Origin of the sequence: Streptomyces sp. NPDC007157 (assembly GCF_040634235.1) — a bacterium.
In the GTDB taxonomy this organism is placed as follows: Bacteria; Actinomycetota; Actinomycetes; order Streptomycetales; family Streptomycetaceae; genus Streptomyces.
Map to the genome: position 1 here is coordinate 66,844 of NZ_JBEYFE010000010.1, position 12,200 is coordinate 79,043.

Genomic DNA, 12,200 nt, shown 5'->3' on the forward strand with positions numbered 1-12,200 from the left:
CTCGACGAGGTGCTGGGTCAGCGCCGGGAGCCGAGCGGGCGCGACGGTGCGCGGCTGGCGTTCGGCGCCGCCTCATGGGCGTCCTTCGTCTCCGCCGGCCCGTCGCGACAGGGCGTACTCCCGCTGTTCCCGGGCCCAGGGGTAGTCGGGGTTCAGCGCGAGGGCGCGGTCCAGGTCGGTCAGGGCCTCCTCGTGGCGGCCCAGGTTGGACAGGGACACGCCTCGGCTCGCGTACGCCGACGCGTAACCGGGATCGAGTTCGAGGGCGCGGTCGTAGTCGGCCAGGGCCTCCTCGTCGCGGCCGTTGACGCGCAGGGCGTCGCCGCGTTCGCAGCGGCCCCAGGCCCAGTCGGGCTGCAGGGCCAGGGCACGGTCGAGGTCGGCGAGGCGGCGGGCCTGGTCGCCGAGGCCGCGCCAGACGCGGGCGCGGCGGGCGAGGGCCCAGGCGTAGTCCGGCTTGAGTCCCAGCGCGCGGTCGAAGTCGGCCAGGGCCGCGTCGAGGTCGCCGTGACGTTCGTGGGCGGCGCCGCGGGAGGCCAGGGCGAACTCGCTGGTGGGGTCGCGTCTGATTCCCTCGCTCAGGTCCGCCACCGCTGCGTCGTGGTGGCGGGCCAACCGGTGGTGCTCACCGCGCAGAATGACGTTCCACGGGTTGTCCGGCTCCAGTTCGAGCAGCCGGTCGAGGTCGGCGAGCGCGCCCTCGTAGTCGCCCGCCCCGCCCCGGGTGACGGCTCTGCCTCGGTGGGCCCGCACCAGGGCCGGGTCCAGGGCGAGGGCGCGATCGTAGTCCTCCATGGCCCGCTCGTTCGCGCCGTCCCGCACGAGCGCGTCGGCCCGGAGCGCCCAGGCCGTCGCCCGCCACGGCTCGTCGCCCCGGGCGCGGTCGAGGAGCAGCAGGAGGAGTTCGGCGAGCCCGTCCCCGGCGAGCGCCCGCGACAGTTCGCCGCCGCGGGTCCGTGCCGCCTCGGCGTCGGCGTCCCGGCCCGCCTCGGCCAGGAGCCGCACCCAGGGCCGTACGACGTCCTCGCCGTGGGCGCAGGCCGTGACGAGGTCGGCGAGGGCGGCCGGGAGCGCGGCTCGGGGTCTTGCGCACAGCAGGTGGTAGGACTCGTCGAGCCGCAGCTCCCGCCACCCCTCGTCCGCCCACAGCTCCTCGGACCGCAGACCGGCTTCGGCCTCCGCGCGCCGCCGTCCGTACGCCTCGGCTAGCCGGGTGTGCCGCTCCGCCCAGCCCTGGGGTGAGCGCAGACGCTGGAGCCGGAGCATCGGCGCCCGTACGACGTCGTGGTACTGGACCCGCCCCCCGCGCTCGCTGACGAACGGCATGGTCCTCAGCCAGGCGAAGAGCGTGCCCGCCCGGTCCTCGGAACCGCCCACGACCGTCCGGAACACGTCCTCGTCCAGCTGCCGGGGCAGCGCGCCCGCCAGCGCGGCGGCTCTCCGGGCGGGGTCCCGCTCCCATTTCAGGAACCGGTCGACCGCCGTGGCGCTCGGATCCCCCACGTCCCCGGGGCCGACGGGCCCGGACTCGGCCAGGGTGGAGACGAGCACCGGAAGCCCGCCCGTCAGGCGCAGTACCTCGGCGACCACGGGCTCGTCCCGCACCCCCTTGTCCGCGAGCAGCCCCCGGGCCTCCGCCTCCGTGAACGGGCCGAGCGGCAGGTCCGTCCTGAAGTCCGCGAAGCTGCCCCAGCGGGCTGTGTCGAACGGGTGCTGGCCGGAGGTGACCACGACGACGTTGGCGGGGAGGGCGCCGTACCGGTCGGTGGTCATCACGTCGTGCAGCCAGGGGTCGAGGAACGGGCCGGTGCGCTCGTAGGTGTCGAGGAGGAGGACGATCCAGGGGGCGGTGTCGGCCGCGCCGGCCAGTTCGCTCAGCAGTACCGGGGTCAGCACCCGCTCCGGGGACAGCACCAGTTGGGCGTCCTCCTGGCTGCGGAAGCGGGCCCGGAGCCGGTCGGCGCCCTGGGCGAGGCGGTCCGTGTCCAGGGCGGCGGCGAAGGCACCGGCCACCGGGACCATTCCCAGCCCCACCTGCGCCGCCCGCGCCACCGCCAGGCTCCCCGCCGACGGCGGCTCCCGGTCCTCGGGTCCGCCCATCACCAGAGCGGTCTCCGCCTCGTGCCGCCGCTCCCGGTGCGCGGCCAGCAGCCGCTCCAGCTCCTTGAACCGCCGTCCCTGGGCCGCGAACTGACGTGCCGTCGCCGTCATCGTCTCGGGCACACCGGCCACGCCCTCGTCGACGTACACGGTCAGCGCCCCGGCCTCCCGGGCGATCTGCTCCAACTCCTTCACCAGACGCGTCTTCCCGACACCGGCGTCACCGTGCACATGGAAGAGGAAGCGATGCCGCTCGTCCTCGGGCGGCAGGTCGAGGTTCCGCCGGAACGCGGCCCGCTCGTCGACCCGTCCGACGAACCCGGCTCTCCGGCGCCGCCCGATCAGCTCCTGCATCGACGGCCGTGTCGACCCCATCCGCACCACCCCCGCAGCCGCTCCACGCAAAGTCTGGCAGAGGCTCCAGCGGCCAGGCGGCCACCATGTCGCGGAAACACTCGACCGCGCCCGGCGAGTCCGCATCATCCGGGATGGCCAGGACCTAGGGGGGTTGGTCAGGACCGGGTCCTGGGGATCACCGGTGCGCGCGGAGTCCCCCTGGTATGTTGCGCCGATGGCAGCGATCAAGAAGTTCCAAGTCACCTTTGACTGCGCGGAACCCGAGCGCCTGGCTCGCTTCTGGTGCGAGGTGTTGGGGTACGTCATACCGCCGCCACCGGAGGGGTTCGCCACTTGGGACGAGTACCAGGGCTCGTTGCCACCTGAGCAGCGGGATTCATGGTTCGCCTGCAGTGATCCCTCGGGGGTGGGCCCGCGACTGTACTTCCAGCGTGTTCCCGAGGGGAAGGTCGTCAAGAACCGGGTGCATCTTGACGTGCGGGTCGGCACCGGCCTCGTGGGCAAGGAGCGCCTTGCCGCGCTTGAGGCCGAATGCGCACGACTGGTCCCGCTCGGCGCGGTACACGTGCGAACGCTGCTTGCCGATGGCACCAACGAGTCGTGCATCCCGATGCTGGACATCGAGGGCAACGAGTTCTGTATCGACTGAGCCGTGAGGGCGAGGTTGTGCAACCGGGCGAAGACGTGCTCGACGCGGGCCCGGACCTGCGGTGAGTGGTGTTGTACGCCTCCTTCCAGGCAGGCGGTCCGGAAGGGGTGTGAACGGCGAGGAGCGGGAAGGACGGTGACATGTCCACCTCCCACGCGCCTCGTGCGCTCTCGCTCGCCGCTGCCCTTCTCACCGGCACCGTCGCTCTCTACATCGCCCTCGTCGCCCTGGGGAACATCACCGACTTCGGCACCAACCAGGCGTTCGTCCAGCATGTGCTGGCCATGGACACGACGTTCAAGGACGACGACCTGATGTGGCGGGCCATCACCAGCAGAGGGCTGCAGAACACCGCTTACGTCGCCATCATCGTGTGGGAGACCGTCGCCGCGCTCGTGCTCGTCGCCGGGACCGCGCTGTGGTTCCGGCGCGACAACGGCCGTGCGCGGCGCCTGTCCACCTACGGTCTGCTGATGCTCGTGCTGCTCTTCGGCGCCGGGTTCATCGCCATCGGCGGGGAGTGGTTCTCCATGTGGCAGTCCAAGACCTGGAACGGGCTCGACGCGGCGACCCGGGTACTGGTGCTCACCGGGATCGCGCTCGTCGTCGTACAGCTGAGTCCTTCGGATCAGGAGGGATAGGGCGCCGCCTCGCGGCCCGCGCGCAGGGTGGCCGTCCACCACGCCAGTTGATCCAGCAGGGTCTTGGTGTAGGCCGCCGTCCCGGCGTCCACCGGGCGGCCGTCCTGCCACGCGGTGAAGTAGTTCGGGAAGGCCAGGCCGTCCCGGACGGTCACCGCGTGCAACTCCGTGAGCACGTTCTCCAGGTGCAGCACGGCATGGCGGCCGCCCGCCGCGCCGCCGTAGCTGACGAACGCGACCGGCTTCGCCGTCCACTGGGTGAAGTGCCAGTCGATGGCCGCCTTCAGCGACGCCGGGTAACTGTGGTTGTACTCGGGGGTGACGATGATGAACGCGTCCGCCGACGCCAGGGCGGCCGTCAGGTCCCTCATCCCGGCCGGGCGGGGGTAGGCGTCACCCGCGTGTTTCGGGGACTGCGCCGGCAGCTCCAACGGAATGTCGTATGCGGCCAGGTCGACGATCTCCACCTCGAAGCCGCCGTGCGCGGCCGCCTGTTCGGCCACCCACTCCGCGACCACCGGGCCGAACCGGCCCTCCCGGACGCTGCCCACCAGAATCACGAGCCTGTGCGTGTTGTTCTCCATGGCCCTCAGCCTGCGGCCGCGCCGCCGGCCCAGCCAGACCGTGCTCAGGCTGGCCCCCGCAGAGCCACGCTGAGCGCCCTCCGTCCTGCCTATCCTCGACGGTATGGGGACACCACTGGGGGATTTCGTCCGGGCCAAGCGGGACAGCATCCAGCCGGAGGCGCTCGGGCTGCCGGAGCGCGGCCGCCGTCGGTCGCCGGGGCTGCGGCGGCTCGACCTCGCCCACCGGGCCGGTATCAGCGTCGAGTATCTGACGCGCATCGAGCAGGGCCGGGACCGCAATCCGTCGGTGGCCGTCGTCAACGCCCTCGCCGATGCTCTCAGTCTCGATCCCGCCGAGCGTGCCCATCTGCGCTATCTCACGAAGATCACCGCCGGTGAGTGCGTCACGCACCCGCGGCCGGCGCCGCCGCGGCGCGAGGTGCGGCCGGCGGTCCTGGAGACCCTCCGCCTCCTCGAACCGGGTCTCGCCCTGGTCACCAACCGGCTCGGCGACATCCTCGCCCGCACCGGCGCCTACGAGGCGGTGCTGAACGGGACCGGGCTCCTGGACGCCGAGATCCCCAACCTCACCCGGTACGTGTTCACCGACCCCCGCGCCCGGGACCTCTTCGCCGACTGGGACGCCGTCGCCGACGAGCAGGCCTTCGACCTGTGGCTCGGGCCGTCCGTCGAGAACAGCGAGTGGTTCACGGCCGAACTCGCGCCCGTCGCCGGGGCCGACTTCGTCCGCCGGATGAACCGGCACGTGGTTCCGGCCCGTGGCGTCCTGCGGCTCCGGCACCCTTCGGGAACCGAGCTTCGGCTCCGGCGCCAGACACTGGACATCCCCGAGGACGCGCAGCAGTTGGTCGTACTCCTGCCCGCCGACGAGGAGACGGCCGCTGCCGTCGAGCGGCTCCGCAGGTCTCCGAGACTCCGTGCCATCTCCTGACGGCTACTTGACCACCGTCACCTTGGTGTTCGGTTCCGTGCCGAACGTCCACAGGGCCGCGCCGTCCGCCTTGTGCATGCGGATGCCGCTGGTCTGCTTGCCGGCGGCGGGCGGCGGGGAGGAGCCGTCGACCGCGTTGGAGAAGGCGATCGACAGGCCCGACTTCGCGGCGAAGTAGAGGATGTGCTCGATCTGGACGCCGTCCGAGCCGGTCGTGGACGCCAGGGTCTTGGAGATCGTGTACGTGCCGGGGTCGGGGCTCACCGTCCCCGGCCACACCGTGAACGTGCGGGTCGCCTTGTCGCTCGCGCCGACCGTCCACACCCGCTTGGCGCCGAGCGAGTAGACGACCCGGCGACCGGTGCCGGAGGCCGCCGGTACCGCGGGGGCCTTCGTGGGCTTCGGGGACGCGGAGGGGTGGGCGCCCGCCGACGCGCTCGCCGACGGGCGGACCGCCGCGGCCGTGGGGTGCGGCCCCTTGTCGGCCTGTACGGCGACGAGGACGACGGCCACCGTCGCCCCCGCCGTCAGACCGGTGACCCAGACCCAGGAGGGCAGCAGTCGGGCAGCCACGGGTACGCATCTCCTCCGTTATGAGGGCCCCACGTATTCGCACAGGGGTCGGATCATCGTACTGCGCGCTGCCCACCCGCCCGGTCCGCTCCCCCTCCGCTCCCGGCCCGCTCAGTCCAGTCAGTCCAGCACCGGCAGCAGCTCGGGCAGGTGCCCGTCCGACGCCTCCGCCGCCCGTCGGCGCTCCTGCGACACCTCGCCGTACAGCGTCGTGCGCGGCCTCGCCGGGCGGCCCGCCGCCTCGGCCACGGCGATCAGGTCCCGTACCGACTTGTACGAGCCGTACGACGAGCCCGCCATCCGCGAGATCGTCTCCTCCATCAGCGTGCCGCCCAGGTCGTTCGCGCCCGAGCGGAGCATCTCCGCCGCACCCTCCGCGCCCAGTTTCACCCAGCTTGTCTGGATGTTCGGGATGTAGGGGTGGAGGAGGAGACGGGCCATCGCGGTCACCGCGCGGTTGTCGCGCATGGTCGGGCCCGGCCGCGAGATGCCCGCCAGGTAGACGGGGGCGTTGGTGTGGATGAAGGGCAGGGTCACGAACTCCGTGAAGCCGCCGGTCCGCTGCTGGATGCGGGCCAGGGTGCGCAGGTGGCCCAGCCAGTGCCGGGGCTGGTCGACATGGCCGTACATCATCGTGGACGAGGAGCGGATGCCCACCTCGTGGGCGGTCGTGACGACCTCGATCCAGGTGGCGGTGGGCAGCTTGCCCTTGGTCAGGACCCACCGCACCTCGTCGTCCAGGATCTCGGCGGCCGTCCCGGGGATGGTGTCCAGGCCCGCCTCCTTCGCCGCGGTCAGCCACTCCCGGATCGACATGCCGGTGCGCGTCGCGCCGTTCACCACCTCCATCGGCGAGAAGGCGTGCACGTGCATGCCGGGGACCCGCTCCTTCACCGCCTTCGCGATGTCGAAGTACGCCGTGCCGGGCAGGTCCGGGTGGATGCCGCCCTGCATGCAGACCTCGACCGCGCCGACGTCCCACGCCTGCTGGGCCCGGTCGGCGACCTGGTCCAGGGAGAGGGTGTAGGCGTCGGCGTCCGTGCGGCGCTGGGCGAAGGCGCAGAACCGGCAGCCGGTGTAGCAGACGTTGGTGAAGTTGATGTTGCGGGTGACGATGTAGGTGACGTCGTCGCCGACCGCCGCCCTGCGGACGTCGTCGGCGATCCTGGTCAGCGCGTCCAGCGCCGGGCCGTCCGCGTGGAACAGGGCGAGGGCCTCGGCGTCGGTCAGCTTCGTGGGGTCGTCGGCCGCGGTCGCCAGGGCCTGGCGGACGTCCGTGTCGATGCGCTCGGGCGCCATGCCGGGGGCGGCCGCCTCGCGCAGGGCACCCCAGTCGCCGTACACCTCGTCGAAGTCGTCACGGCGGTCGCCGGTACGGCCCTCGGTGTCGATGGTGGTGTGCAGGTCGGTGCGGCCGGTCGCGACGAAGACCTCCTCCGGTTCCTGCCACGGGTGACCCTCGACCACCGCGTCCGGGACCGCCAGGCCGGTCTCCGGGTCCGCCAGCGCGGCCACGTGCGGGCGCAGCCGCGGGTCCAGCCAGGGCTCGCCGCGGCGGACGAACTCCGGGTACACGCAGAGACGTTCCCGCAACTCGAAGCCGGCGGCCGCCGATTTCGCCGCCAGTTCCTCGATCTGCGGCCAGGGGCGTTCCGGGTTGACGTGGTCGATGGTGAGCGGGGAGACCCCGCCCCAGTCGTCGATACCGGCCGCGATCAGGCGCTCGTACTCGCTGTCCACGAGGTTGGGCGGCGCCTGGATGTTGCCGGCCGGACCCATGACGAGCCGGGCCACCGCGACCGCCGCGACCAGTTCGTCCAGCTCGGCGTCCGGCATCCCGCGCATCGCCGTGTCCGGCTTGGCGCGGAAGTTCTGGATGATCAGTTCCTGGACGCCGTGGTACGAGCGGGCCACGCGGCGCAGCGCGAAGAGGGACTCGGCCCGCTCCTCGTAGGTCTCGCCGATGCCGATCAGGATCCCCGAGGTGAACGGCACCGAGGAACGGCCCGCATCCTCCAGGACCCGCAGCCGGACGGCGGGTTCCTTGTCGGGTGAGCCGTGGTGCGGGCCGCCGGGCTCGGACCACAGGCGGGTCGCCGTCGTCTCCAGCATCATGCCCATGGACGGGGCGACCGGCTTCAGCCGCTGGAAGTCGGTCCAGGACAGCACGCCCGGGTTGAGGTGCGGCAGCAGGCCGGTCTCCTCCAGGATCCGGATGGAGATGGCCCGGACGTAGGCGATCGTGTCGTCGTAACCGTGCGCGTCGAGCCACTCGCGCGCCTCCGGCCAGCGGTCCTCCGGCTTGTCGCCGAGGGTGATCAGGGCTTCCTTGCAGCCGAGGGCCGCGCCCTTGCGGGCCACGTCGAGGACCTCGTCCGGGGACATGAACATCCCGTGCCCGGCCCGGCGGAGCTTGCCGGGGACGGTGACGAACGTGCAGTAGTGGCACTTGTCGCGGCACAGGCGGGTGAGGGGGATGAAGACGCTCTTCGAGTACGTGATGACGCCCGGGCGGCCCGCCTGTTCCAGACCGGCGTCGCGCACCCGGGCGGCCGACGCGGCGAGGTCGTCGAGTGCCGCGCCGCGCGCCTGGAGCAGCACGGCGGCCTCGGAGACGTCGAGGGCGACGCCGTCCCGGGCGCGTTTGAGGGCGCGACGCATGGAGTTCTCGGTGGGGCCGCCGGTTCCGGGAGTCGCGGAAGTCGTCATTCTTTGAGCATACGTAGGGCTCCGCCGGTACAGCCGGGACGGGGGTTCCGGGGCTGGGCTGCGACCGGGCCGCGGTGCATGGCCGGGTGCGGGCGCGTTGTGGCTGGTCGCGCGGTTCCCCGCGCCCCTGAAGAGGCGCTCGCTGCGGCGCCCCCTCTTCCAGGGGCGCGGGGAACTGCGCGAGCAACCACCCCCCGACCCGCAGCCGCCCACCACCCCGCCCCGGCAGACAAGTCCGCACAACCCGCTCAGAGGTACTCCGCGTAACCGTCCAAGGCCCCCAGTACTTCGGCCTCCCCCGCCGGAGGCAACTGCACCACGACCTCCTCGATGCCCAGTTCCGCGTAGTGCGCGAGCTTCCCAGGGGTCGGGAAGACTGCGTACGGGACGACCTGGAGCGCGGCCGCATCCCGCCCCGCGTCGGCCCACACGCCCCGCAGGACCGGCATCGACTCCGACAGTCCGCGCCCCCCGATCGGCATCCACCCGTCCGCGTACTCCGCGATATGAGCGAACAGCTTCGGCCCCGCCGCCCCGCCGATCAGCGTGCGTGGACCGGCGACCGGCCCGCGCGGCTTCTGGACGGGCTTGGGATACGCGGACGACGCCCGGACGCTCCCGAACTCCCCTTCGTAGGCGGTCGGTTCGTCCGCCCACAGCGCCCGCATCAACGCCATCCGGTCCCGGGACAGCTCCCTGCGCGTCCGCCAGGCCACGCGGTGGTCCGCGGCCTCCTCGACGTTCCAGCCGAAGCCGACGCCGAGCGTGAAGCGGCCGCCGGACAGGTGGTCGAGGGTGGCGATCTGCTTGGCGAGGTCGATCGGGTCGTGCTGGGCGACCAGGGTGATGCCGGTGCCCAGGCCGAGGCGCTCGGTGACGGCCGCGGCCTGGCCGAGGGCGACGAAGGGGTCGAGGGTACGGCCGTACTCGCGGGGCAGGTCGCCGCCGGCCGGGTACGGGGTGGTTCGTTCGACCGGGATGTGCGTGTGCTCGGGCAGGTACAGCCCGGCGAATCCGCGTGCCTCCAGCTCACGGGCGAGCCGGACGGGGGTGATGGTCTCGTCGGTGAGGAAGATCGTGACGGCTATACGCATGGGCCATCTGTACCGGGGGTGGCGCGATATGTCCATACCGACTGGTCGGCATCACACGCCCCGTCTTTCACACACCCCTGCACACAGCTGGCCACGCAGCTATGCACATGACATAAGGATGCCGGTGGATTCCCTTTCCTTCCACGGGAGTTCACGTCGGAGGAGGAGAGTCACCGGCATGGCTGAGGACACGCACGGCATCGGCAGACGCGCCCTGTTCGTGACGGGGGCGGCGGCAGCCCTTACGTTGGGAACCGTGAGCTTCGCAGCGGCGGACGGTCAGGGCCAGGGGACCCAGGAGACGAAGACGGTACGCGGCACACTGCCGCCCGGCTGCCCGGACTTCGTGTACGTCCCGGTCGAGGTCCCGGCCGGCGTCCGCGAGATCAAGGTCTCCTACACCTACGACCGGCCGAGCGTCCCGGCCGGCACCGCGGGCAACGCGCTCGACATCGGCGTCTTCGACCAGCACGGCACCGAACTGGGCGGCAAGGGCTTCCGGGGCTGGTCGGGCGGGGCGCGCACGGAGTTCTTCGTCCGCGCCGACGACGCGACCCCCGGCTACCTTCCCGGCCCGGTCCACGCCGGCACCTGGTACGTCGCCCTCGGCCCCTACACGGTGGCCCCGCAGGGCCTGACCTACGAACTGACGATCACGCTGACGTACGGCGAGCCCGGCACCTCCGTCCGTCCCGTGTACCCGCCGTCCCGTGCCAAGGGCCGGGGCCGGGACTGGTACCGGGGCGACTGCCACCTGCACTCCTGGTACTCCGACGGCCGCCGCACCCCGGCCGAGATCGCGGCGCTGGCCCGTGCCGCCGGCCTGGACTTCATCAACTCCTCGGACCACAACACGCACTCCTCGCACGCGCACTGGGCGGACCAGGCCGGCGACGACCTGCTGATCATGCTCGGCGAGGAGATCACCACCCGCAACGGCCACGTCGTCGCCCTCGGCACCGACCCCGGGACCTTCGTCGACTGGCGCTACCGGGCCCGCGACCACCGGTTCGGGAAGTTCGCGCACCAGATCCACAAGGCCGGCGGTCTGGTCGTACCGGCGCATCCGCACGCCACGTGTGTGGGCTGCGCCTGGAAGTTCGGGTTCGGGGACGCGGACGCGGTCGAGGTGTGGAACGGCCCCTACACCCCCGACGACGAGGTGGCCCTGTCCGCCTGGGACGCCACGCTGGTCGCCTCGGTGCGCGACGGCAAGGAGTGGCTGCCGGCGATGGGCAACAGCGACGCGCACCGCGACCCGGACGCCGTCGGCATGCCCCAGACCGTCGTCCTCGCCGACGACCTGACCCGCGAGGCCGTCCAGGAGGGCCTGCGCGCGGGCCGCTCCTACGTCGCCGAGTCGAAGAACGTGACGCTGACCTTCACGGCGACGGGCGGGCGCGGCGAGCAGGCCGGCATCGGCGAACGCCTCGCCGTCGCCCCCGACACCCCGGTGACCGTCCGCCTGGAGGCCTCCGGGGTGCCGCGCTGCACGGTCCGCTTCGTCACCGACGAGGGCGTCCTGCTGACCAGCGACCCGCTCCCGGTGACCGGCTCGGGCGTGGTCGAGTGGCGGACGACCCCGCAGTACGCGGCGTACGTCCGCGCGGAGTTGCGCCACGAGACGGCGGCGGGCCCGGTACCCGGCGCCCTGGCGGCCCTGACGAACCCGATCTTCCTGGGGCGTCAGGGAGCCGGCGGGTAACGGCGAGCGACGTACGCGCGGGACCTGATCCACGCCGTCACCCAGAACCTGACTCGAGTGATGACATATCGGCTGAAGACATGTCTTCACAGCAGGGCCGGATCCGTCCGTCAAAGCGGAGCCGGCTCAGCGGGAACCTTCGGCCGGTTGCCGGACACGTAGAGAGCATGGAACTGAACGATGCTGCTCCCGCCGTACCGGTCGGAGGGATATCCGACCGAGAGCTGTGGGCGAGGGCCGTCGACGGCGACCGGGAGGCGTTCGGTCGGATGTTCGACCGTCATGGAAAGACCGTCTACAACCACCTGTTCCGGCGCACGGCCGACTGGTCCGAAGCCGAAGACCTCACGTCGACCGTGTTCTTGCACGCCTGGCGTCGGCGATCGGAGACGGTGCTGGACCGCGACTCGGCCTTGCCGTGGCTGCTGGGCATCGCCGACCGCCTGCTGTCGAACACCAGGCGGCGGCTGAGGCGGGCCGAGGCGTTGCTGCGCCGGCTCGTCTCGCATGACGAGCCGGTGGGCGACCACGCGGATCGCGTCGCCGGCCTGGTCGACGACGAGCGTCGCATGTCGGAAATCCACCGGGCGTTGGCTCGGCTGCCGCGCCACGAACGCGAAGTCGTCGAGCTCTGCGTGTGGTCGGGCCTGGATCAGCAGGCGGCTGCGGCAGCGCTGGGGGTGGCGGTCGGAACCGTGAAGTCAAGACTGCACCGGGCGCGGCGGAGGCTGGGAGCCGACCTCGTTGACGGAGCCGCGGCTCCAGCGACGTTCAGTTCGAACAATCCCGTCAACGCGGAAGAGGTCGCACGATGAATCACACGCCGGGCATTCCTGCGGCTCCTTCCGATCGTG

Annotated in this window: 10 protein-coding genes; 5 read left to right on the forward strand and 5 right to left on the reverse strand. The window is 72.1% G+C overall.

Features of this window, described 5'->3' with window-relative positions; genetic code table 11:
• Positions 1 to 72 precede the first annotated feature (72 nt).
• Positions 73 to 2,475, reverse strand: a complete 2,403-nt coding sequence (locus ABZ642_RS19940; RefSeq protein ID WP_360485346.1) for a tetratricopeptide repeat protein — start codon at positions 2,473 to 2,475, stop codon at positions 73 to 75.
• Between the two features lie 196 nt (positions 2,476 to 2,671).
• Between ABZ642_RS19940 and ABZ642_RS19945 the strand changes: the two genes are divergently transcribed.
• Positions 2,672 to 3,106, forward strand: a complete 435-nt coding sequence (locus ABZ642_RS19945) for a VOC family protein (RefSeq protein WP_360485349.1) — start codon at positions 2,672 to 2,674, stop codon at positions 3,104 to 3,106.
• Between the two features lie 140 nt (positions 3,107 to 3,246).
• The gene (locus tag ABZ642_RS19950; protein WP_360485352.1) at positions 3,247 to 3,747 is read left to right on the forward strand and encodes a DUF2165 domain-containing protein; all 501 of its coding nucleotides are present in this window, start codon (positions 3,247 to 3,249) and stop codon (positions 3,745 to 3,747) included.
• On the opposite strand, the gene ABZ642_RS19955 is transcribed toward ABZ642_RS19950, so the two are convergent.
• Positions 3,735 to 4,331: an NAD(P)H-dependent oxidoreductase gene (locus tag ABZ642_RS19955; RefSeq protein ID WP_360485355.1), complete on the reverse strand. Its 597-nt coding sequence runs from the start codon at positions 4,329 to 4,331 to the stop codon at positions 3,735 to 3,737. The genes ABZ642_RS19950 and ABZ642_RS19955 overlap by 13 nt on opposite strands.
• 103 nt (positions 4,332 to 4,434) lie before the next feature.
• Here ABZ642_RS19955 and ABZ642_RS19960 point away from each other — a divergent pair, with 103 nt between their 5' ends.
• Positions 4,435 to 5,265 (forward strand): helix-turn-helix transcriptional regulator, encoded by an 831-nt coding sequence (locus ABZ642_RS19960; RefSeq protein WP_360485358.1) that lies wholly within the window; start codon positions 4,435 to 4,437, stop codon positions 5,263 to 5,265.
• 3 nt (positions 5,266 to 5,268) lie between these two features.
• Here ABZ642_RS19960 and ABZ642_RS19965 read toward each other — a convergent pair whose 3' ends face one another.
• The 3 genes from ABZ642_RS19965 to ABZ642_RS19975 form a co-directional block, all read right to left on the reverse strand.
• Positions 5,269 to 5,838 carry a hypothetical protein gene (locus ABZ642_RS19965; RefSeq protein WP_360485361.1) on the reverse strand — a complete coding sequence of 190 codons (570 nt, stop codon included), beginning with the start codon at positions 5,836 to 5,838 and terminating at the stop codon, positions 5,269 to 5,271.
• 120 nt (positions 5,839 to 5,958) lie between these two features.
• Positions 5,959 to 8,547: a bifunctional FO biosynthesis protein CofGH gene (locus tag ABZ642_RS19970; protein ID WP_360485364.1), complete on the reverse strand. Its 2,589-nt coding sequence runs from the start codon at positions 8,545 to 8,547 to the stop codon at positions 5,959 to 5,961.
• 248 nt (positions 8,548 to 8,795) lie between these two features.
• Positions 8,796 to 9,641, reverse strand: coding sequence for an LLM class F420-dependent oxidoreductase (locus ABZ642_RS19975; protein WP_360485367.1), 846 nt, complete (start codon positions 9,639 to 9,641; stop codon positions 8,796 to 8,798).
• 178 nt (positions 9,642 to 9,819) lie between these two features.
• Between ABZ642_RS19975 and ABZ642_RS19980 the strand changes: the two genes are divergently transcribed.
• The gene (locus ABZ642_RS19980) at positions 9,820 to 11,346 is read left to right on the forward strand and encodes a CehA/McbA family metallohydrolase (RefSeq protein WP_360485370.1); all 1,527 of its coding nucleotides are present in this window, start codon (positions 9,820 to 9,822) and stop codon (positions 11,344 to 11,346) included.
• Positions 11,347 to 11,513: 167 nt separating this feature from the next.
• Entirely contained in the window at positions 11,514 to 12,161 is a 648-nt protein-coding gene (locus ABZ642_RS19985) for an RNA polymerase sigma factor (RefSeq protein WP_360485373.1), read from the forward strand.
• Positions 12,162 to 12,200 lie beyond the last annotated feature (39 nt).

What these genes read in the sequence shown, in the direction of transcription:
- ABZ642_RS19940 (WP_360485346.1), bottom strand. Translation starts at nt 2,475, where the DNA reads ATGGGGTCGACACGGCCGTCGATGCAGGAGCTGATCGGGCGGCGCCGG.
- ABZ642_RS19945 (WP_360485349.1), top strand. Translation starts at nt 2,672, where the DNA reads ATGGCAGCGATCAAGAAGTTCCAAGTCACCTTTGACTGCGCGGAACCC.
- ABZ642_RS19950 (WP_360485352.1), top strand. Translation starts at nt 3,247, where the DNA reads ATGTCCACCTCCCACGCGCCTCGTGCGCTCTCGCTCGCCGCTGCCCTT.
- ABZ642_RS19955 (WP_360485355.1), bottom strand. Translation starts at nt 4,331, where the DNA reads ATGGAGAACAACACGCACAGGCTCGTGATTCTGGTGGGCAGCGTCCGG.
- ABZ642_RS19960 (WP_360485358.1), top strand. Translation starts at nt 4,435, where the DNA reads ATGGGGACACCACTGGGGGATTTCGTCCGGGCCAAGCGGGACAGCATC.
- ABZ642_RS19970 (WP_360485364.1), bottom strand. Translation starts at nt 8,547, where the DNA reads ATGACGACTTCCGCGACTCCCGGAACCGGCGGCCCCACCGAGAACTCC.
- ABZ642_RS19975 (WP_360485367.1), bottom strand. Translation starts at nt 9,641, where the DNA reads ATGCGTATAGCCGTCACGATCTTCCTCACCGACGAGACCATCACCCCC.
- ABZ642_RS19980 (WP_360485370.1), top strand. Translation starts at nt 9,820, where the DNA reads ATGGCTGAGGACACGCACGGCATCGGCAGACGCGCCCTGTTCGTGACG.
- ABZ642_RS19985 (WP_360485373.1), top strand. Translation starts at nt 11,514, where the DNA reads ATGGAACTGAACGATGCTGCTCCCGCCGTACCGGTCGGAGGGATATCC.